This is a genomic window from Haloarcula japonica DSM 6131 (genome assembly GCF_000336635.1).
Lineage (GTDB): Archaea > Halobacteriota > Halobacteria > Halobacteriales > Haloarculaceae > Haloarcula > Haloarcula japonica.
The window spans coordinates 1-21,214 of record NZ_AOLY01000019.1 but is presented as its reverse complement, the minus strand read 5'-3'; the positions used below and the strand labels follow the sequence as shown (position 1 = coordinate 21,214).

At 53.8% G+C, this 21,214-nt stretch carries 22 protein-coding genes and 2 pseudogenes; 11 read left to right on the top strand and 13 right to left on the bottom strand.

The window, feature by feature from the left end; translation table 11 throughout:
- A pseudogene (locus C444_RS22695) lies at positions 1–118 on the top strand (quinol oxidase); the annotation flags it as partial.
- Positions 119–2,039: 1,921 nt separating this feature from the next.
- Positions 2,040–2,210 (top strand): hypothetical protein, encoded by a 171-nt coding sequence (locus tag C444_RS22015; protein ID WP_004592179.1) that lies wholly within the window; start codon positions 2,040–2,042, stop codon positions 2,208–2,210.
- 416 nt (positions 2,211–2,626) lie between these two features.
- On the opposite strand, the gene C444_RS08005 is transcribed toward C444_RS22015, so the two are convergent.
- The 4 genes from C444_RS08005 to C444_RS07985 all read right to left on the bottom strand — a co-directional run bounded on the left by C444_RS08005 (position 2,627) and on the right by C444_RS07985 (position 5,623).
- Positions 2,627–2,920 (bottom strand): type II toxin-antitoxin system HicB family antitoxin, encoded by a 294-nt coding sequence (locus C444_RS08005; protein ID WP_049909297.1) that lies wholly within the window; start codon positions 2,918–2,920, stop codon positions 2,627–2,629.
- A 114-nt stretch (positions 2,921–3,034) separates the two neighbouring features.
- Positions 3,035–3,331 carry a hypothetical protein gene (locus C444_RS08000; RefSeq protein WP_049909295.1) on the bottom strand — a complete coding sequence of 99 codons (297 nt, stop codon included), beginning with the start codon at positions 3,329–3,331 and terminating at the stop codon, positions 3,035–3,037.
- Between the two features lie 1,852 nt (positions 3,332–5,183).
- Positions 5,184–5,447, bottom strand: coding sequence for a hypothetical protein (locus tag C444_RS07990; RefSeq protein WP_004592175.1), 264 nt, complete (start codon positions 5,445–5,447; stop codon positions 5,184–5,186).
- Positions 5,444–5,623 carry a hypothetical protein gene (locus C444_RS07985; protein WP_049909293.1) on the bottom strand — a complete coding sequence of 60 codons (180 nt, stop codon included), beginning with the start codon at positions 5,621–5,623 and terminating at the stop codon, positions 5,444–5,446. The genes C444_RS07990 and C444_RS07985 overlap by 4 nt, the downstream gene beginning before the upstream one ends.
- Before the next feature lie 994 nt (positions 5,624–6,617).
- Here C444_RS07985 and C444_RS07980 point away from each other — a divergent pair.
- Complete coding sequence (locus C444_RS07980) at positions 6,618–6,989, top strand: winged-helix domain-containing protein (protein ID WP_004592174.1); 372 nt, start codon at positions 6,618–6,620, stop codon at positions 6,987–6,989.
- Between the two features lie 193 nt (positions 6,990–7,182).
- On the opposite strand, the gene C444_RS07975 is transcribed toward C444_RS07980, so the two are convergent.
- A complete protein-coding gene (locus tag C444_RS07975) occupies positions 7,183–7,773 on the bottom strand; it encodes a hypothetical protein (RefSeq protein ID WP_049909291.1) in 591 nt (196 codons plus the stop codon).
- Between the two features lie 182 nt (positions 7,774–7,955).
- Between C444_RS07975 and C444_RS22010 the strand changes: the two genes are divergently transcribed.
- Positions 7,956–8,123: a hypothetical protein gene (locus tag C444_RS22010; protein ID WP_161607598.1), complete on the top strand. Its 168-nt coding sequence runs from the start codon at positions 7,956–7,958 to the stop codon at positions 8,121–8,123.
- Between the two features lie 28 nt (positions 8,124–8,151).
- On the opposite strand, the gene C444_RS07970 is transcribed toward C444_RS22010, so the two are convergent.
- Both C444_RS07970 and C444_RS07965 read right to left on the bottom strand, forming a co-directional pair.
- The gene (locus C444_RS07970; protein WP_004592172.1) at positions 8,152–8,373 is read right to left on the bottom strand and encodes a helix-turn-helix domain-containing protein; all 222 of its coding nucleotides are present in this window, start codon (positions 8,371–8,373) and stop codon (positions 8,152–8,154) included.
- A 30-nt stretch (positions 8,374–8,403) separates the two neighbouring features.
- Positions 8,404–8,637 (bottom strand): helix-turn-helix domain-containing protein, encoded by a 234-nt coding sequence (locus C444_RS07965; RefSeq protein WP_004592171.1) that lies wholly within the window; start codon positions 8,635–8,637, stop codon positions 8,404–8,406.
- A 302-nt stretch (positions 8,638–8,939) separates the two neighbouring features.
- Here C444_RS07965 and C444_RS07960 point away from each other — a divergent pair, with 302 nt between their 5' ends.
- The 3 genes from C444_RS07960 to C444_RS07950 all read left to right on the top strand — a co-directional run bounded on the left by C444_RS07960 (position 8,940) and on the right by C444_RS07950 (position 11,488).
- Positions 8,940–9,326: a DUF7344 domain-containing protein gene (locus C444_RS07960; protein WP_004592170.1), complete on the top strand. Its 387-nt coding sequence runs from the start codon at positions 8,940–8,942 to the stop codon at positions 9,324–9,326.
- A 198-nt stretch (positions 9,327–9,524) separates the two neighbouring features.
- Positions 9,525–10,913, top strand: a complete 1,389-nt coding sequence (locus C444_RS22690; RefSeq protein ID WP_049909289.1) for a binary toxin-like calcium binding domain-containing protein — start codon at positions 9,525–9,527, stop codon at positions 10,911–10,913.
- A 365-nt stretch (positions 10,914–11,278) separates the two neighbouring features.
- The gene (locus tag C444_RS07950) at positions 11,279–11,488 is read left to right on the top strand and encodes a hypothetical protein (RefSeq protein ID WP_004592169.1); all 210 of its coding nucleotides are present in this window, start codon (positions 11,279–11,281) and stop codon (positions 11,486–11,488) included.
- A gap of 216 nt (positions 11,489–11,704) precedes the next feature.
- Here the strand turns inward: C444_RS07950 and C444_RS07945 are convergent, their stop codons facing one another.
- From C444_RS07945 to C444_RS07925, 4 genes are all read right to left on the bottom strand, one after another.
- Positions 11,705–11,968: a hypothetical protein gene (locus C444_RS07945; protein ID WP_004592168.1), complete on the bottom strand. Its 264-nt coding sequence runs from the start codon at positions 11,966–11,968 to the stop codon at positions 11,705–11,707.
- A complete protein-coding gene (locus C444_RS22685; RefSeq protein WP_080509686.1) occupies positions 11,965–12,216 on the bottom strand; it encodes a hypothetical protein in 252 nt (83 codons plus the stop codon). Before C444_RS22685 ends, C444_RS07945 begins: the two co-directional genes overlap by 4 nt.
- 1,020 nt (positions 12,217–13,236) lie before the next feature.
- On the bottom strand, positions 13,237–13,623 hold the full coding sequence (locus tag C444_RS07930; RefSeq protein ID WP_004592165.1) for a hypothetical protein: 387 nt from the start codon (positions 13,621–13,623) through the stop codon (positions 13,237–13,239).
- A complete protein-coding gene (locus C444_RS07925; protein ID WP_004592164.1) occupies positions 13,620–14,399 on the bottom strand; it encodes a ParA family protein in 780 nt (259 codons plus the stop codon). The genes C444_RS07930 and C444_RS07925 overlap by 4 nt, the downstream gene beginning before the upstream one ends.
- A gap of 284 nt (positions 14,400–14,683) precedes the next feature.
- On the opposite strand from C444_RS07925, the gene C444_RS07920 reads away from it, so the two are divergent.
- A complete protein-coding gene (locus C444_RS07920; RefSeq protein WP_004592163.1) occupies positions 14,684–15,982 on the top strand; it encodes a tyrosine-type recombinase/integrase in 1,299 nt (432 codons plus the stop codon).
- Positions 15,983–16,003: 21 nt separating this feature from the next.
- On the opposite strand, the gene C444_RS07915 is transcribed toward C444_RS07920, so the two are convergent.
- Positions 16,004–16,660: a hypothetical protein gene (locus tag C444_RS07915; protein WP_004592162.1), complete on the bottom strand. Its 657-nt coding sequence runs from the start codon at positions 16,658–16,660 to the stop codon at positions 16,004–16,006.
- A gap of 374 nt (positions 16,661–17,034) precedes the next feature.
- Here C444_RS07915 and C444_RS07910 point away from each other — a divergent pair, with 374 nt between their 5' ends.
- The 3 genes and pseudogenes from C444_RS07910 to C444_RS22550 all read left to right on the top strand — a co-directional run bounded on the left by C444_RS07910 (position 17,035) and on the right by C444_RS22550 (position 20,497).
- Positions 17,035–18,939 (top strand): CARDB domain-containing protein, encoded by a 1,905-nt coding sequence (locus tag C444_RS07910; RefSeq protein WP_152420788.1) that lies wholly within the window; start codon positions 17,035–17,037, stop codon positions 18,937–18,939.
- Positions 18,940–19,022: 83 nt separating this feature from the next.
- Positions 19,023–19,296 (top strand): annotated as a pseudogene (locus C444_RS21090) (IS1595 family transposase); the annotation flags it as partial.
- An 82-nt stretch (positions 19,297–19,378) separates the two neighbouring features.
- Complete coding sequence (locus tag C444_RS22550; protein WP_188979812.1) at positions 19,379–20,497, top strand: hypothetical protein; 1,119 nt, start codon at positions 19,379–19,381, stop codon at positions 20,495–20,497.
- A gap of 84 nt (positions 20,498–20,581) precedes the next feature.
- Here C444_RS22550 and C444_RS07900 read toward each other — a convergent pair whose 3' ends face one another.
- Positions 20,582–21,031, bottom strand: coding sequence for a hypothetical protein (locus tag C444_RS07900; protein ID WP_049909284.1), 450 nt, complete (start codon positions 21,029–21,031; stop codon positions 20,582–20,584).
- Positions 21,032–21,214: the final 183 nt, after the last annotated feature.

The window sequence follows — 21,214 nt, the reverse complement described above, 5'->3', positions numbered from 1 at the left end:
GCAACAAACTGAGATGACGCAGTTTCTGAAGAATATTGCATTGGCCGGGGGTGCGCTGATCATCGTTGCGATCGGTTCACAGTCCTGGGCATATAGCCTTGGCATCACTATTCTCTAACCCTGCTCGAGGCTGAGGGAACTCGCCTCATCGAGTAAGCACGACAAGAATTGTTACCTACATATGAATTGGTTGAATAGTTCCAAGTACTGGCTAGGGCAGACACATTGAGGGTGGCTAGAGCGTCTAGATTCTGTACTGTGGTATTTGCAATACACCTTTGGGACCTCTTGATAATTTATTCTGACACCTAGCAAAATAACAATCGACTACTGGAACAGTCGGTTGAGCACCTGCGGGCTCTCAAGGACTGAACCGTCTCGGTCACGGCTGTCGCGGTCGCGTTGCCAGCGGTCTTGCCGAGCGCAGACACCCCACCGTTTCCGCTGAAAGACCACCTGGTGTTTCGAGTGTTGTGGATGGTCGTCTTGACGGGGATGACTTACCCTGCTGACCCGGATAATCGCCTGTGTTGTGTATCTGCTGGGACTGTCTCTCTCTCTTCATGAGGCCTCCACTCTCTCCCACTATGTCCCCAGTTGCTCTCTGGACCCACCACCCCGTTTGCAAGATAACTTCGCTCCACTGTTCCATAACCCTTCCACACTGCCATCGCGATGGCAGCCCACCCACTCGTCGAGATCGCGCTCTCACTTTGGGTTCGCCCAGACCGACTGCCCCCACTCGTCTCGCCAGTGCCGGCAGCCCACTGCTGTGTCTCCTCACTGGGAGTCCACTGGTCGAGTATTTCCAGCATTCTGATAGTTCCTCCCGCTTTGGGTCGCCCCTTAGCGCTCGTCTGAAGTCCGTCTGTGGTCGGATATAGCTTCACCTCTGTTTACCCCCTTTCTCTTTGGACGCTACCTCGAGTAAACTTTGGTGGAGATGAGGCAAAAATAGCTATAGGCCATATAAGCAGTTTTAAGGCTGTAATCGATACTGGAGCTGCTAGTTTCACCCAAGGTGGGATAAGAAATAGGCCCAAAAGACTTAAAGTAGAGAGTGAGTGGACTTAAGATACAATTCTGAGTGCCAGTTTAGCAGTGGGGGACCCTCATGAAACTGGAGACACCAAATACCAGCATTTTCCCATGATTGTGATGGACGATTCTAGGCTGTTCTGGAAAAATACGTCTATGAGAGGGTCACAACGCGGCTGGCGGTGGTTTATCAATCAGTGAGTCTTTTATCCGTGGAATAGTACAGATTCTAGTAGGTAACCGGGAGCTACAACTGGCGAGACTCTATCAGCCGATACAACACCACAACTGGAGAGTGAGTAATAAGAAAAACAGCGGCGACTCAGGACTATGACCGGCTCAACTCACACCCGGTACTGACCGGTGCTGTCACTATCATCGAACTGGTTGTACATCGCCTTGAGGAAGGAAAGGCTCTGATAACTGTTGTATGGACCGAACGATTTACCGATACAGTGGCTCTGCATGTCGAGGTTGTTACAGTGCATCGGGAGCGGAGCATCCCCGTTGATTTCCCCATATCGCAACTCATAACGATTCTGATAACCGGTGGTTTCTTAATCGTATCAGTTTCACTCATCTTCAAAGAGTTCGTCGATGTCCGCAACCACTGCATCTTCCTACTGATCCCCAAGAGTCGCCCCGGAAGTATAAGCCCCAGTATACCACTATCTCGTAAAATTCAGCTAGCATGATAACTGACCAGCCGGTTTTAAAAATGACTGGGTGCCTGACGTCTATCATCGGGAGACCGAGATGACCGATGTCCTCGCCCCGGTTCTCAATGCGAAGATGTACTCTTACACGGCCCACAAGGCGTCGGAAAATCGTGCTGACCGAGCTGTTCTCGGGCCGGTTAAATCGACAGCAGCCGACACCGTCAGTACACGTCCACCGTCTGGGTGCGTCAACGGTTAGGATTGTTCGCTTAATTCTCCGTGACCTCCTGGATCCCGACCCGTCACGCCTCAGGAGGACCTCATCGCGACACTTCAGGAGCGGTGACCGAGCCAACCGTCGTGGTCCTCGACGAGGGCGACAACCTGCCCGAGACGGACATCCTCGATGTGCTTCAGCGTATATCTGATATCTTGTCGATTGCGATCTGCCACGAGATATCGCTGGGTGTCTCGCGTCGACGAAAGTATCCGCCACGGACTGAACGACTGTAGCCTCCAACTGGACAAGTCTCAAGATAATCACTCGCTAATGGGTCAAGTAGATTAATCACGGTTACACGTCATTCTTCATCGAATTCAGCCGCCTGATACAGACCTTCTATTTTTTACCCATCACGGTTTATCCGAGTCGTCTGTCCATCGAGCAAGGTCTCAGTTTCAACTGAGGTGGTAGCTCCGTGCAGATGAATTCAAGAGCAACCGCAACTCAACCCATCCTTAGACAGGTAGCAGTCTCTCAAAGCCGACGTAGTATCGGCTATTCGTTAGTCCTCCGAACACTCACATCGCATCCGAGCAGAGCGAATCCCAAAGAGCGAAGCCCGAACTTGGTGAAGAACACCCGGACTCGATCCGAGCCTTCTGTGTGTGATTCGGGAATTCGTCGGTCATGTAGTAGATGGTTGATTTCAGGAGTTAAAGAGCCTATTCGTGGCTTGAGTGGGGAAGAAACTACAAAATCTGGCGACATCCAGACTACTGGAGGATATCTGGTAGTTCGTCGCCCTGTGTCCGACTACATCGGAGTCAGCGCTGAATTCGTTGAGTTCCGCATCCGTTGGCTCGTCGTCGCCGGTGACAGCGGCAACCACGGCCATCAGGTTCTCCACGGCGAAACCTCGCGTCCCACCCTCAGCGGATATGTCCACTTGGAGATGCCGAGCCGTCCAGTCCCCGTCTTGATTCTGGACACCCGTCGTCACCGTCGTCAACCTCGACGCGAGACATGCGTTCCTGTAGTCGCTCGTGTGAGAAAACGCATCGGGACTTAATCCCTCGTAATCGATGTAGGCACGGGACGCGTGCGTGATGGACGATTAGGAGTCGACGTTAGGCGGTCCTTCACCCATCCGCTTAGAAATTTCCATTTCCTCTGCGGCCGAGAGCTCGTCACTAAGATAGCGTTCACCGTAATCAGCGAGCTCAAAAAATCGCTCGTCTATCTCGGTAACTAAGTCTGCGTATACAAGACGGCCAGTCCGCCTGTAAAACGTGGTTCTGGCGGTATCTGGGAACTCTTCATTGGCGTTGATGTACCACAGAATAGTCCCTCTTTGGACCGGGATAGCAGTCTGAGAGAGGATATCAAGAATCGAATCGTCTGTCTCCTTCATAGCAAATATTGTGGGCATGTGTGCTATTCGTGAATGACTGTTGACCGTTCGCGCTGCATTCGGGCAGAGTTGATTCCGAACAGCGAGAAGGATCTACGCCACTCTTTCAAAGAGTGGTATGTTTGGTTTACAGATTCTTCCAGAGAATCAGTCATCAATAAGAACTACCGTCTCATCTGCTAAAAAAGTTAATGGCTGTTACGCGGTCGCAACCAAGTGCTGATGACCAGCCTGCTAGGGTGTCGGCTGGAGCAATAGTTCAGTCAGTGCGAGGTCCTGAGCCAGTAGCAGTAATTGCTATTAATACCAGTGTTATCTTATTCATACACCAACTAATCCGAAATCCTAAACTTAGGGTTTATTTATTACTAGTGGCCGTTGTGTTTGCCGGTTGTACTGGGGTTTGTAAGAGGATGCAACAGAGCCAGCAGACAATGAAGAACAGAGTGCATACGAGACGCAACCACCACAAACGGAACGGACAGCAATGCAGACAGCGACAACAGCAGACTTTGCTAATGTTGATAACGACGATGACGGACTTTCTAATGCACACGAACAGGAATTGTCTACAGATCCGAATGATTCAGATACCGATGGCAATGAGTTATATACAGATTGTCAGCACTGTTGAGAATCTTGACAACGCTATGTCAAAAGGAGGCCTTGCAGTTGATTCAGTTGCGTATGTCGAACTATCCTCAAATGAAATAACAGGGTACATATTATGCACGAATTCGGACACCTGCTAAACATTCGTGACCCTGGCGTTGACAGCCGTCAGCGTGGTTATAGCGAGTACCGAAGTGCCATGAATTACCTCTTCATCGGGCGACAGTCTCGGCTACGCTCGCTCGGACTGGACAGATATTAATCAAAGCGTACAGCGGGTTCCTAGAACAACTAAGAGGGCGATTATTGACCAATCGGATAAGCAGGAGTAAACAAGGGTATCACTATGTCGTCTGATGAATTATCCACGGGCAAGCAGTAGCAATTCATAGTGACTCCGACAGCGAGCGGTATCGTTATGCTGGTTTCGCTTAGTTCAAATTGTGAATAGCAACAGGCCGTCTCTTCGAAGAAAGAGCGGACCGTGGCATTACGACCAGCCGTCGACCGCATCTGGTTGGGTAGTGCTGATATGTAGGACGGCATGTTCACTTTCACTTGGTTATGAGTTATGCTATATATACTTACAGACGATGTTACCCCTAATAACGGAACGAAAGGGCATCTACTGGAGCGTTTCACTTTCACTTCGGGGGAGAACAGTCACTTTACACCCCCGAGCAGCGTGTCATAGAATACGTCTCATACCCTCTACGCGGTAATTTTGGCTACTTCGTTTCACGCCTGATTCAGAGAGATACGGGATTTCAGATTCTATTCGGAGAAAAATGAGCGAAGCATTCCTGTTGAGAACTATTGTATGACACGCTCCCCTCGAGTAGAATGTCGGGTATGCCGGCGGTACGCGTCGTTGGTGATGGCTCGTCTGTAGCCGATGCCCATCCAGCTGATGAAATCGACTGCTCAGAACCAGCCCAGCGCTGGCGGTACGTCTGTCCCAACGGCCACACCGATTGGGACTGTACAAACAATCACATCTGGGGCCGTGGCTGCCGTCGGCAGGTTGAAGCTGGCGACGACGATGTCACCCCCGAGCACTGGCAAATCTACGACAAACAGCGTGACCGGTCGATCCCATGGTCAGCCGTGCAGCTGGGACACCACAAGCAAACAACCCGGCGCGGGGTCGCGAGCTGTCAGGAGCAGTCTCGGAAACCATCGCAACCCATGCAAGGCACACACGCAAGTCGACAAAAAGATAGAGGTATCGCTACCCAACTCAGCCCGTCGCCACGAGGTGCTGATGCCCGGCCTGTGACGATGTCGACCGGAGCGTCAGGTCGGCGAGTGCCAGTTCCCGAAGCACTGCCGGCGGAACGCTCTCGGTGTCTCGAAGCACCGCGTCAAGCGTCCGGGCGTCATGTTCCGAACGCACCGGTGGCGTCGTCTCGACCAGCACGGTCGGGACGGTCGCGCGGAGTGCACGAGCAGCACGTTTCACACGTTGGCGGTTCTCAACCACGCAGCGGACTAACTTGCTCATTCCCGCACTTCGGGGATCGTCGCTTCGGAGCACTCGGCGACCTTGCGGAAGACCGCCCAGTCGGTGAGATCGAGGTGCTGGATGACAACATCCGCAACGACGGTGCGGGGCGTCTCAGTTCGATCATGTACAATCGTCCCGACATTTTTACTAGTCAGCGATGCAGACTTACTCATGGGTCATTCTGGAACCGAAGCACCTAGGCTGCTGGAGACAGCGTGGGCAACTCGCGTTCTCGAAGACACGAACTCGCTCAGCGGAGCGTCTGTTCCTATCTAACTGTATGTACCCAAAGTCACATATGTTTTGCTCGCAAGAAAAAACTCAGTTCTTGTTTCGGAGGAACTCTCTGCCCTTGTCGTTGATAATGTAGTAGGCGCGGTCGTCAGCGTCTGCTTCCTTGATTTCTCCGTCATTAAGGCCCTGCTTATCAAAGTACTTCTGATGATACATCCCTGAATATGCGCGACTTACCAGGGAGTAATAGGCTACTAAAGTCGGGCTACCGGGGCCATCCCCCCGATAACCCATTGTCACAGCGGTACCGCATATCAAATTTAGAGGCCTGCTCACAAGACACCATCGGCCAGCAAGTCACTGACACCCAACCGCGAGTCGGGGAAGGGCCTGAGATGGCTATCGAGAAACGCGACTATTCGGTCGTTGGGACCGTTGACAACCGCCGTGAGCCAATCAACGACGTCTGGACGGTGATCTGCTATGACTGGTGAGCAAAAACGTGAGTTGGGGAACGCAGGCTGGTCGGCCTACGCAGTCACCACGATGTGTTGATGCCCGGCCTGCAAGGGCGTCGGCCGCAACGACAGCCACGGCAAACTTATAACTGTCCCAGTAGTGGGCTGCGCCTTCACCGTCGACGCCCAGGAAGAGCGAGTCTTGGGTGAGCAGTTCGCGGGCAGTGCGTTCCTGTGGATGCGCGTCAGTCGTGCCGACAGGTTTACTAGTCGGCGTCGTAGATTTGCTCATGGGTTTTCGCTCCACGGAAACCCGGCCCGCGTGAGACCAGCACGCGGGCACTTCTACACCGCAAGTGCCCCGAGGGACCGGCTTTCCTTACCATATGCCACGTGACACAAGCAAATAACCTATTGGTATGTATCATATGGTTCGTGCAAAACACTTATCCGAAATGGTCGGGTATAGAGTGGTATGGCCGACCGAGTTCACGACGACGATGGGACGTTTGGGTCGAAGCTGACCGAGCAAGACCTACTGAAAGCATTCGACTACGAATGCACACGCGAGGAACCGATGCTGACGGCGGGCGAGATTACCGACGCACTCGCCGAGCGCTTCGACATCAACGTCAGCAGCGAGACCGTCCGACGGCGGCTGGGCGAAATGGAAGACGACGGTCTAGTCGCGGGCAAGAAGTTCGGGGCGCACGCAAAAGGGTGGACTGCGGTTTATGCACCGGAGCTTGCCGAGGATGTAGCGGCCGAGGCCGACCGTCGGCTCGAAGAGGAGGATACCGTACCGATGGAAGAAGTCCACGAGAGGCTCAGCGACGACCAATCTTAGTCGCTCGATTTCAACTATTCGCGGCTCGTCGCGGTAGGAAAACTATAGAATCAGTTGTCGTCCGACCGGTCGCGCTGCATCTGTGCGGAACGGATTCCGAAGAAGGAGAAGAATCTGCGCCACCCCTTCGAAGAGTGGTATGTCCGGTTTACAGATTCTTGTGGGGAATCGGTCATTACCAGATAGTACCATCTCACCAGTTAAAGAACTTACCCAAAACTCCAGCGGACCCTCCGAGGGCGATTACAAGAGCGGCAACCGCGAACAGTGCGATAGGCTGTAAAAAGCCGTATGAGTTGATAAGGATGGCCATCAGGGTCGCAGCGACAAGGAAGACTGTCCCCAGCAAAAAGGTCACCAGAGAGAAGGTGAGTTGTCTGCCGTTCTGGATCACCTCTAGTCGCACGTCAAGGATAGCTGTTCGGAGTGAATGTACAGCTGAGTTCTTGAACTCGCTGTCTTCCAGAAACGGTACGGCGCGTAATTCCTCGGTCCGGACCTCGTTTGGATACTCTGTAACTACGAACGTCCCAACAGCAACGAATGCGGAAATCACGAGTCCGCCACAGCCGAAATATCCCAAGACGACCGTCACTAATCGAAGGTCAGACACAGCATCTGGACCGCCCGCGGTAAGTGCTGCGGCGACAAATCCAAGAATAATAATATCTGTTCTGAGCACCCGGAGCGCGCTGTCGTCGATCTGGTCGAGTTCTTTCAGCTGCCGGTCATACATCCGGCGGGCGGACGTGAGTGCATCATCTTCTGCTCCGCTCCGACTCATTACCACGTGGTGCTGCGTGGGGCGGGAAAAGCGTTGCTTTCAAGCAGAAAACGCGATTGAGTTGAGCATTCGACCATCGGCCGTGATACTGCAGCGGTCGCGAAGGATTCTACAGTCCGTAGCCCGTTGTTCTGCGGTATCTGTAGAGGGAAATTATCACAGTAGCGGTCCTACTCGTGACTATGACCGACAAATTCGAGGAGCCGCCTGCCGACGAGTGGCTGCACCCAGACGATCTCGACCTGGAGATGTCGAGCCGTCCAGTCTCCATCCGGATTCTGGACGAGTCGGATCTCTGCCCGCTCGTCGTCGCCGTCGTCGACCTCGACGCGAGACATGCGTTCCTGTAGTCGCTCGTGTGAAAAAACGCTTCGGGGGTTAGCTCTCCGTCTTCAGGTACTCGCGGCCCGCGTCGGTGATGCGGTAGAATGGATCACCTGGCTGATTTGCAGATTCGATATAGCCATCGTCCAGAAGATCGCGGTATTCTTGCTTGACATAGGATCTACCGTAGCCGGTATTTTTTGCGATATTGTTTGGAGTTATCCAAATGCCGTGTTCGCTCAAGAATTGCAGTATCGCTTTTTCTACGTGTTTCATTCTATCAGGCTCCAGACATTCCGTAATACATCAGTCTTCAGATTCGATGTACTCGCGGCCCCTATCGGTAATCGTGTAGAGCCCGTGGTCAAGGTTTTCGACGTACCCAGCGTCGACAAGAAAGCCGACCCTCTTTGTCACATAATTTCGATGTCGATTTATCGCCTCAGAGATATGTATCGGGTTCAGATTCCCTCTCTCAGCAAGCTCCTCAAGCATGGTGATATCAGTTTTTTGATTGGTTATATCGTCTCTGTCGGCCATTACAGCAAACCGTCAAAGACCGGGTGGAAAAAATTGTCTAAACTCTTATTAGTAATGCTGAACTATCTTAGCAATCTTCATATAATTATTAGATGGGGAGTTATTTTAGCATTGCTAATGTCATCTAGGGCATACGACTGCCTTTGGGTCAATTCCCGGTTAGCAGAACTGGGTCGGTGTGGTACCACCGACCCAAGCGGTCGCTCAGAACCTATGGGGGATGCAAACGACCGCGCCTCGATATTTGCCGAGGCTCCGGAAAACAGTATCGACCCGGAAACCGCCGTCGCCACGGAGGCAGCATGCTGAAAAGCCTGCTCTCACGCGACGACGACCCCGAACCCGAACCGGCGGAAGTGGGCCTTCCGTTGGAGGACCTGCTCCAGATGGCGAAGTCCGAGCGCCGACGACAGTGCCTCCGCGCCATAACCGAACACGGGCGAATTGAATTGACGGACCTCGCGGAGATCGTCGCCGCTGCGGAAGTCAACACCAGCCGCGACCAGCTCCAGTCCCAACAGCGCAAGCGCGTGTACGTAGCACTGTATCAGACGCACATCCCGAAACTGAGCGACACCGGGCTGGTGCGCTGGGCAGAGGCCAACGGCACGGTCTGTGCGACCGCTGAGACGGCCCCGGCCGTCAACGCGCTGGACGACCTCGCTGATCGCACGACGGGAGGGGCCTGAGATGGCCATCGAGAAACGCGGGAACTCGGTCGGAGAAAAGAAATTAGTGGCCGTTACGCGGTCGCCACGGCGTGTTGATGGCCCGCCTGCGACGGCGTCGGCTACAACATCAGCCTATCCAGTGCCAGCTCCCGAGTCAGTAGCGGTAATTGTTATTAGTACCACTATCTTCTTATTTTATACATTAATTAATCAGATATGCGAAAAGTCAGAATCGTCTTATTACTAGTGAGCATTATGTCTGCCGGTTGTGCCGGGGTTTTGCAAGAGGATGCAACGGAGCCAGCGGACAATGTAGAGCAGAGTGCATCCGAAACACCACCACCGCAAACTGAACGGACAGCAATACAGACAGCAACAACAGAAGACCCTGCGAATGTTGATAGCGACGGTGATGGGCTTTCTAATGCACGCGAACAAGAGCTGTCTACGGATCTAAATTACTCAGACACCGATGGCGATGGGCTCTTGGATGCCGCTGAGGTGAACACACACGGAACCGACCCGACATTGGCCGACACCGATAAAGACGGACTGTCTGATAGTGCAGAGGTAAATACACATGGAACCGACCCGACGTTGGCCGACACTGATCAAGACGGACTGTCTGATAGTGCGGAGATAAATACACACGGAACCGACCCGATGTCGGCTGACACTGATGAAGACGGATTGTTTGATGGCACAGAAATAAACACACACGGTACTGACCCACAGGCAAATGACACAGATGGTGACGGATTATCTGATAGTGCGGAAATAAACGAATATAGGACTGACCCGACGCTGGTTGACACTGATGGCGACGGACTATCTGATAATGCGGAAATAAACACGCATGGAACAAACCCACGGGCAAACGACACAGATGGTGATGGGTTAGATGACGGCCGCGAACTCGATCTTGCGACCGACGTATTAGATAGTGATACTGACGACGATGGGCTCCCAGACGGTGCTGAGGTTGATATGACGGACCGGTTCCCTGGTGCGAATCCAGTACAAAAAGATATTTTCGTCGAAGTAGATTACAAATCTAGACTATCACGTAATGTGATTCGGGATATTAACGAAGAATTCGAACGGGCACCAGTCACTAATCCTGACGGAACATCTGGGATTAATATACATCTTTACCAAGATGACAATCTTCGGTGTGAGGACGCATCTGGCTATATCCGAGATCAAATTCAATATGGGTGCAAGAGTGGCGGGGAGACAGTCACGTCACCAGATAATGCTGGGTACTATTATATACAGATTGTCAGCACTGTCCAGAGGCCTGGCAACGCCATGTCAAATGGAGGCCTTACAGTTGGTTCAGTTGCGTTTGTCGAGCTATCCTCAGATGAAATAACAGGGCACCTATTTATGCACGAGCTCGGACACCTGCTAAACATTCGTGACCCTGGCGTCGATAGCCGTCAGCGTGGCTATAGCGAGTATCGAAGTGTTATGAATTACCTCTCACCGGGCGAGAGCATCGGCTACGCTCGCTCGGACTGGGCAGATATTAATCAAAGCGTACAGCGGGTTCCTGGAACAACTAAGAGGGCGATTATTAACCAATCGGATGAGCGGGAATAAGCGCGGGTATCACTATGTGGTCCGATAAAGCGTCAACGGGCAGGCAGTAGCAATTCGTAGTGACTCCGACAGCGAGCGGTATCGTTATGCTGGTTTCGCTTAGTTCAGCTTGTGACTAGCAGCAGGCCACCTCTTCGTTGAGGAGAGAACGGATCGTGGCATTACGCCCAGCTGCCGACCATATCTGGTCGGAGAGTACTGATATGTAGGCGAGCGAATTCACTTTCACTTGGTCATGAGTTATGGCATATTAACTCACAGATGATTTTACCCCTAATAACGGAAGGAAAAGGCATCTACTGGATCGTTTCACTTTCACTCCGGGGGAGAAAAGTCACTTTACATCCCCGAGTAGAATGTCAGGTATGTCGACGGCACGCATCGTTGGTGATGGCTCGTCTGTAGCCGATGCCCATCCGGCTGTTGAAATCGACCGCTCAGAACCAGCCCAGCGCTGGCGGTACGTCTGTCCCAACGGCCACACCGATTGGGACTGTACAAACAATCACATCTGGGGCTGTGGCTGCCGTCGGCAGGTTGAAGCTGGCGACGACGATGTCACCCCCGAGCACTAGCAAATCTATGACAAACAGCGTGACCGGTCGATCCCGTGGTCAGCCGTGCAACTGGGACACCACAAGCAAACAATCTAACTCGCGCCATCATGGGGCCTGTCCTACCAGACCCCGGCGCGAGGTCGCGGTCAGCTAATGGGTGAGTTCAAGAACCACCGCAACCCATGCAAAACGTACACGCAACTCAACAAAAAGATAGAGGTATCGCTATCCAGCTTAGGCCGTGGCCACGAGATGCTGGTGGCCGGCCTGCGACGGCGTCGGCTGGAGTGTCAGGTCGGCGAGTGCCAGCTCCCGCAGCACTTCCGGCGGGACGCCCTCGGTGTCTCGAAGCACGGCGTCGAGCGTCCACGCGTCGTGTTCCGAGCGCACCGGCGGCGTCGTTTCGACCAGCACGGTCGGGACGGTCTCTCGAAGCGCTCGGGCGGCACGTTTCACACGCTGGCGGTTTGCGACCGTACAGCGAACGGTCTTGCTCATGCCTCAACACCTCGGACGAGATTGTCAACGAGTGAGCCGCCGACATGCGGGCCGACGGCCCAGCCACGTTCATTTCTCGTGTACTCACACCACTGTGCGAGTGTTTGGAATGGGGTGTCGGCGAGTGTGACTTTCTCGGCGTCGCCGTCGGTCGCAACGACCGCGACGGCGAACTCGTAGCTGTCCCAGTAGTGGGCCGCGCCGTCGCCGTCGACGCCAAGGAAGAGCGGGCGGCCTTGGGTGAGCAGTTCGCGGCCGGCGTCGCCGGTCGGACTGACGTCAAGGGCGCTTCAATCCCACAAGGGTTCTGCTGAGACACCAGGTTGACCTAACCGAACTCTGCTGGGACGAGTGGCTTCAATCCCACAGGGGTTCTGCTGAAACTCGATAAGCGAGTCTTCAACTGTCGCAGCGCGGTAGCTTCAATCCCACAGGGGTTCTGCTGAAACCCGCCCCAATTAGACGGGATAAATAGTTCTTGAGCCCGGTTTCACAAAGAAATTCCAATCGACCTCCAATTCTCTGGTCACCCCCGGGGGTTGATGGTAACACAGTAAATTCTTGGCCGGAGCTACACCGATGCAGTAGCAGTAACCACCTTACTGAACGCCGGTCAGCTGCACCTGTGGGGAAAATTACAAAAGGGACTGAGATCGAACTGCATCAGTTGAACAATTTCTTTCGTCACACATTCCTTGCCGCCGATGCCGGCGTTGCTCGGCGTCGGAGCGGTAGTCATCGAGAACAACACCCTCGTCGTTGGAGCCCTACTCCACGGCCACGTCAGTAAAACGCTCGGCGACACGCCGGACAGCATCCCCGTAGGTTGTGTACCAAACCGCTGCCAGAGCGTTTGGGTGGCCGGTCGCCATCAGCGGTGATATCGGCTTCTTCGCTGAGATCGCGGAATCGACGGCGACTGGTCGACATAGATATGAGGTCACCATTCGGGCGCGCAACCTCTCCCACTTTGTGTGGTTCGTACATTTCCTCGCCTCAGTCGTTTTGGACGTCATCACCGAGCGCACCGACCAGCTCGTCAACGGCGGCGACCGCCTATTCCTGGGCATCACGAGTGCCCTGGTCCAGCGCGTCGACGTCGATCCGCTCCAGCGCCGACAGTACTTGATGTGCATGTTCTTCCCCGCTCACATACTAACCAACACAATCCGGAACAATAGCTGCTATGTTGGTTAGCTCTACACCCGCTATCGATGTGTTCTCACACCCCACTGTTTCCTGTGTAACACATCAAAAGAACCCCTCAGCTATCGCAATCCGAGCGATTCGACAGCGACGGTAAACTCCGAACCAGACATTTCTTGTACTGCTTCGATCCCTTGAGCCACCACGACTGGGTAGTAATGCCGCTCTTTCTTCACGTCCCAGTCACACTCGTATTTCATCCGGTCGAACTCGTTATCGACTGGGTCCATAAGCTCGTCTGGCAGATGAATCAGTTTACTCCCCCAAACTTCCTTATAGTCTTTAGCGGACTTATCTGGTTTAGCATCCATAGGCTGTTTATCTTGTTTAACTTCCTTAGCAGCATTATCTGATTCATCTGATTCACCAGACTCGTCTGTCTCTTCGTCGCCGAACCGCTGACCGAGCCGCTCGGACATTTCGTCTTTCGCCTCGTCTCTGTCTTTCATGGTTGCTCCTCGATGAAGTAGTCTGCAATCCGCAGCAGTTCATCTGCTTGGTCACACTCCTCGTCGTGGCCGAAGATACTGTGGTCTGCGTTGAATGCCCGCTTGATGACGGCTCGGTTCCGGATCTCGAACACTGGAATCCGGTCACTGAACGTGTCGTCGAACCACTCCAACATCCCTTTTTGCTCGCCGTCCAGCGGATAATTGACGTTGCTGACGACGAGCGCCTCTTCCTGAATCGACGCGCCGAAGTTGTCCTCCAGGGAGTCGATTTGCTTGAACAGCAACTCGACGGCGCGGATACTCGTGTCCTCTGCCTCGGCGGGAATCAGGACGTTCTCACACGCGAGTAATGCGTTGTCGGTCAAGAGCCCCAGCGATGGCGGGCAGTCAACGACAAGGAAATCGTAGCCGGTCACATCTTCGAGCAGCATCAATAGGCGTTCGCGACCGCGCATCCCACTGACGAGCTCCTGCTCCAGAGAGAACATGTCGATATTCGCCGGCAGCACATCGAACTCGTCGTGAGCGATGACGAGATCGTCGACAGCGTGTTCACCCGGCGCTTTCAGCGCGTCGTTGAGATTCGGCGATGGGGCCGTGTATTCGTCGTCCAGACCAACGCCGCTGGTTAGGTAGCCCTGCGGGTCAAGATCCACCAGCAGCATGTTCTGGCCGCGCTCTCCGAGTGCGCCGGCGATATTCAGCGCAACTGTGCTTTTTCCGACGCCGCCTTTTTGGTTCGAGACTGCTAACCGATATGGTTTATTCGACATAGTTAGCTAAACCCTCTAATCTTGTTTAACAAGTTATTTTGACTTAGTACTATCGTCAGACAACTCTAAGACACCATGTGCCGAGTGAAAAGCCAAATCCCCAAACGCTAGTTTTGATTGTCAGAGTCTCTCTAGAGCCGATTTCTGTCAAAAAGAATCTATGAAGATTCCATACAGCGACATGTACTTTATAGCAACATCTGCCAAACGACCGTAGAGCGCTAAGTCTGGTACACGTCTGCGGTGGAAACAGAATTATCAGGATCTAGTGTGTTTGCCTTAGTATGCCGAAATCGGCTGATTCAGATTCAGAATCGGGACAGCACGACACTTCCCCTGGGATCGAGCGGACGAAGCCGTGGCACTCCGCCGACGACGTGCCCTGGACACTACTGACCAAGTCCCAGCTCGCCGACGCCTACGAGGCCGTCGTTGTCCCGGCGCTCCGGAGTGACGGCTACGACGGCGGGAGCGAGCGCCCATCCTACGAGTGGCTGTCGAACAACGGCTTTCGCGGGCTCACGTACGCGCTGAAAGAGTACCACGACACGACGTTCGGCGAGTTCTGGACCCAGACGCTGGAGTACAACACCGAATCCAGTGGCTACGACTGGGACATTGAACACGACGACACCCGGGAGTCCTTCGAGCAGTACCTAGACGCAAAGCAATCCGCAGCGAACGACTGGACCGACAGCACCCGGGAGACGATGCGCTATCGCCTCGCTCGCTACGCACGCTCCTACCGAGAACGCCACGGCACCGACGACCTCCTTTCGCCCGTTGACGCCGACAGCGATATCTCGGAGACCGACGCTGTCGACCGCTGCCGGGAGACATTCGCCTACATGTCGAATGAGTACGCTGAGTCCACTATCGCGCGTGTGCATGATGCAATCCGGACGTGGTACGGGTGGCTCGTCGAGCGGCGTGTGGCGACGGTGAACCCGACGAACGGCGCGGAGGACTGGTTCTCGTGGACTCGCTCGTCCGACACCGACCCGGTTGCCCTTGACGCTGAACACGTCCGTGCGATGTTCGACGCCGCCGTCACCAGCCGCGACCGGATGCTCATCGTCGCCCTCGCCGGATGGGGATTGCGGGCAGGCGAGGTTGCTGCGCTCCACGAGGACCAGCTTCACCTCGATGCCGACGAGCCCTATATCCAGTTCGACGAACGAAAGAACGGTCCAGGAACGGTTGCCATCGTCTTCGGCGAGGATATTGCCCGACGCCATACCGCTCGGAGTGACGGCTATCTGTTCCCATCCGAGCGTTCGCGAACGGGCCACGTATATGGCACGACAATCGCCGGCTGGTTTCACGACCTCGCCGATCGGGCCGGCATCCCCGAGGAAATCGACGGCGTCACCCGAAAGCCACACATGGGCCGGCGGTTCTGGTACGACGCCTACTCACGGACGACACAGGATCTACTGGCCCACGTCCAAGATATCGCCGACGAGCAGGGTAGTGCCAGCGCGAAAGTTGTGTTTGAGGACTATCTGACCGATGACCGGAAGCGTGAACTCAGACGAGAGTTCATGCAAAAGAAGTTGGCCAGCGCGTTTAGCGGCTCATAAATAACTGCTCGGGCGATACACTCAATTGTATCCTCGACAGGCTGGACGGTCTTGATTGCTTGGCTGACTACACAATCTCTCTAATTCATCGGCTAGCTCTTGATTACGAGACTCGAGCATATCGATATTGTTCTCGAGCCTGTCGATCTGGTCTTTCAAGTTATCAACATTGCGTTGTAACTCTGAAACCTGCTGCCTCACTTCATCTCGTTGTGCTTTTAGCTCTTCGTTTTCGGCCTCCAAGTCGTCAACAGTTGCATTCAATTGCTCAATGTCGGTCCGGAGCTCGGATCGCTCATTTCGAAGTTCAGTGGCTTGTCTCTCTAAGGTGCTGATTCGATTTCGGTTGTCACGCAGTTCTTGTCTCGTCTCTGCAAGTTGCGTCTCTGTACTGTTTAGCTGCGCTTCTGTCTGATTGAGGTTTGCTGCAGTTTGATCGACATCCTGTGATCGTGCTTCGAGTCGTTGTTCAAGCTCATCGGTTCGTGCTTGAGCTGATTCGAGCGTTTCTTCACTGCTCTGAAGCTCCTGACGTAATTCGGCATTCTGTTGCCGGAGGTTCTCATTTTCCTCACGCAGTTCGCTCGCGGAATTCTGATACAGTACTGTTGTCCCAGCCACGCCCAGTAGTGACAGAATAATAACTATGACGAGGCTAACATTGACTTGGCTTCTCATTCCACCCACCGGAATCTCTAGTACCGCGATATATCTGGATTCACTTGAATACAGGGATACAGGCCATCCTACGCACTTTTCTGATATATTTGATTGTCTCAGCTTGTACGTTGACATAGGAGCATGGCGTAGATAGCAACAGGAACAGATGACTTCGGTTACGACTTCTCTGAAGATAGCGCGCAAAGCTGAGTGATCTGAAGAGTAGAAATTCCGTTGAACAATATTTGTTGACTTGGTTTGCCGGTACAACCAAGTGAGTTCAGTATATATCAACTTCAGTGCGACATAGGTTCATTATACTCGTTTCACTCTGTCTGATTGTAGTTGGGAATACTGGGATGGTGGTCGCTGCCGACGTTGGCGAGAATCCGATGACTGAGCAGACACTCGCGGCTGGTCAGACATCGGCTGATGGCGATCGGAATATCCAGCTTACACAGGAACTCCGACTTACTCCAGAAAAGCCTGGAGAGTTCAACACGAAACACACATATCAGCTCCCCGACGGAGTCGCCAAGCTCAGTCTCACACCCCCACGAGAGGCGACGGTCATTTCTCGCAACGGGTTCATTGCGCGGGACGGGAGCTACGTCTGGGACGGTTCTACCTCGACCCCAACGCTGACCTACCGAATGCCTGCGAACCGAACTACTGACCGGAATGACCCAATCGCTGCCCCCGGCGACTATGTCTATGTTGATACCGGGGAGTGGGCGATTGTCTCTAGACCGCGTACCGCACACAACTGGGGGTGGCGAACCGGGACTGTCGGCTTTGAGCAGACGGCAACAGTCCGTGGTGATGGACAGGCAAGCGATGCTATCGCCTTCCTTGGGCCTCACAAGACGTACACCCACACAGCTAACGGACAGACGTTTGAGCTACTTGTCCCCGATGCAGCCACGCTGCAAGAGGACCGCTCGGCTATCTTTGATTCGTTATCCACAGCATCAGATCGGCTCAGAGTTGGCGACCGAGACGAGGACGTGTTTATGATCGTTGCGCCGACTACGCAGGTCAAATGGGGTGCTCGGGGGCTCCAGACTGGGCAAGCTGACCTTTGGGTCCGAGATAATGAGCGCCTGGCGACCCCAGGCAACACTTGGATCCATGAGTATGTCCACACGCGACAGGGGTACCAGACAGCCGAAAACACACGCTGGTTCACCGAGGGGTCGGCGGTGTACTACGCGGCTCTGATGACGCTTGAACAGGAGCGAATTAGCTATGATGCTTTCCGTAACCGATTGGCATTGGGGACAAGCAGGCTGTTCAACGGAGTCCGGCTCACTGACCGATCCACTATGAAGAACAACGCCGACTATTACGTCGGCGCACTCGTTGCAGCTGAGCTTGATCGACAGAGCCGGCTGGCAACCAACCAAGAGTCGAGCCTTCAGACGACATTCTCGCTGTTGAATGCACACGGCTCTGCTGTCGACGCCACACAGTTTGAAGCGTTCCTCCGTCAGTCGACCACTGACGATGTTGCCGGCTTCGCCAACCGGTTCACTAGAACCACTGAGCGGCCAACGATGTGGAGCGAGACTGACCACGACACTGCCTTTGGCCCGACGCCCGCCCGCTTTGGCTATGTTCTCGCCCCTGCCGACACCTACCGCGTTTCAGGACCCTACCGGAATCGTACTCTCGGCAAGAGCGAGTCGATTACGCTGGTTCCTGGAGAGACACTTATTTTCAACGCAACGGTTAGTAATGCCGGCGGGAAGGCTGGCAACTACGATGCCGTGTTCCGACTCAACAGCGATGTGGAAGACCGTCAACAAGGACAACTCGGGCCTGGTGAGCAAGCAACGGTTTCGTTCGAACAGCAGTTCGATGAACCTGGTGAGTATACCATTGCTGTAGGAGACGAGACGGTGCCGGTCACCGTCCGTGAACCTGCGACAGCGAGTGTAACGGCATTCTCAGTCAATCGGACTACAATTGAGACTGGCCAGTCAATTGCGCTAATGGTGTCGATCAGCAATGATCAGTCCGTGCCGGCGACGCTTTCAGTGCCAATCACCCGCGATGGAAACGCAGTCATCAGTAACGTAGTCCGACTTGATACTGGCGAACGACAGTCGGTAACCGCCGTTCAGCGGCTTGATCGTCCCGGGAAGTACGTGTTTGGTCTTGGCGAGAGTTCGACATCAACGGTTGTTGTGACCGTCGAACAGTCGCCGTCACTGACGACGCCGACAATTGCTGTTGGCCTCATAGCCCTCCTTGCATTCGTCGGAGGGGTGTTATACCGCCGATACAGACCGTGAGAGTATGATCGTCTGCACTACCCACAACACTGACTAATCCCTGACACGGTGAAACCAAGACACAACTGACGATTCACCCCACCCGCCAGTGGGAGTCGCTCACTGTCTATACCGACAGCTTTCAAGCGTACGACCTGCGTAAAAAAGACGACGAATTCGACCGTGAATACGCTGACGACAGGGTACACGTCAATACTTGCGAGAGCCACACGTCACAGGTGCGACGGTGGCTCTCTCCACCGAGGTATCTCCAAGGACGAGCTCACACAGTATCGCAGAGCGCTCCAACCATGTCGGGAGTTGTTTCGGAAACCCGGACAGAACCCTCTCAAACACGCTGTTCAAGCGACACTGTGAAGTCAACAATGTACTACAAGTGAGCGTACGTACGAACTGAGCATTCAATAGTTTGATATTAGACACAGATAGATATGGAGATATGACTAAGAGGTCGTTCTGTTCAATTGTGCTTGCCGCTCTTGTCGTCATATCAATCAGTAGTTTAGCAATAACAGCCGGTGGTGAAGAGACCCAGCCACAAGAGTTGGCCACTGCTGAAACACCAGCAATGCAGACAGTTGACTTTGAAGCATCGGCACCTCGAGGCCAGTGGAATAGTGCTACAGGCACTGGTGAGATTATTCTCGACAACGAGAGTTATTACAGCGTGTTCCAAGGGGAACGTGATATTGAGACATGGCGCGATACAGATGGGAACGATGTCTCGGGGACGGTCCTTGAAGGAAATGCAGGACAAGCTGAGGGAGAAATCATTGACCTCTCTAGCTCAATTCCCGCTGATCAGGCTACTGGGCAATACTCAGGTAATGATCTTACCCTACGCGTCCGTCAACCACGAATAACAGACGTTACTCTGTACAATAGTGTCGGTACCGAACTCGATAACGCGTCGGAACTTCAAGAGGATGAATCAATGCTGGTTGTTGTTGACTGGAATTATGTACAGGCAGAAGACATCCAAGTTGACTTGATCAACAGAGAGACCGATATCACAATTGAACGAGAAGTGCTTTCAACGACTCCAACACGTGCGCAGGCCGACCGACTTCCGATGGGATTGAATAATGCCACTCTCGCAAGCGAAGCCCAGGGAACGCAAACCACCAATCGCTCAACCGCCTATTGGCTGCTCGATTTCAATGACATTGCTAGCGGAACGTACACGCTTCGTATTGATGGGAGTGACGACTTGACGACCGATGAGGCAACTCGAACGATTCGCATCAACGTAGAGGCTGACAGCGCACAAGCGCCGACAGCCACGCCGTTACCGACTCCAACAGCAGCTCCGCCCACAGCAACACCAACTGAGGCGTTGCCTACGTCTACAGCGACATCAACCCCGACACCGACTGCGCCAACTCCGACATCACAACCGACCGTCGAGACGCTGCCGGCGACGAATACACCGACGACGACAGGACAAGAAACTTCGACATCAGGGGCCACTGGACCCGGATTTGGCGTACTTACAACGTTCGTATCATTAATCAGTATGTTACTGTACGCATTGGCCGTGGTGAATCGCCAGACGTAGCTTGATTTCACTGTTTGACTGCCTGCTTGATGTTGTAAACCGTACACAGTAGGACGAGTTCTCGAAATTCACCGTAGCTGGTCGTTAAATGAGATACTCGACTGACTCGCCGTCTCGAGCTAATTCGGATTGTTTTGGCAATGTATCTGGCGCACGGTCGGAGAAGGACTCGGGTGAGACAGCCTGTTGGATCGCCTTGAGCTTCGACCGAAGTTGGCCGCTCGTCGAGCGTACCAGGTCATCGTCGGGCCAGGAATGCACTTCGAGCCCGTCGAAGCGCGTGGCAACCTGCTGCACCGCATTTAGTTGCTCAAGCGCATATTCAACCCAGCACTGGTGACTGTCCTGCATCTGCTGGAGTTCGTCGACAACGTCATCATAGCCGGCTTGCTGAGCGGCGATGAGACACTGCTGAAAGTTCGCACCACGGGGATTGATTGGCTCGTGGAAGACAACAACCTCACCGGGGGCTCTGAAGTAGCTGAGTAGCTCGTGAAAGTCGTCTTCTCCCATCGTCGGGTCTGTGGGTGACATCGAGACGCCATATCCACTTCGTTCAGGTCAAGCAAATGAACAACCTATCAGAGCACAGTATAATTCTCACTTGGGGGCACTGTCTAGTTGAGCGAGTTTGAGAAGTGAGCAGGCCGTTGCGAGAACTGTTCATGGAACTCGCAGACCTGCTCAGAGAAACCTTGGAAACAGACAGCCAAGACG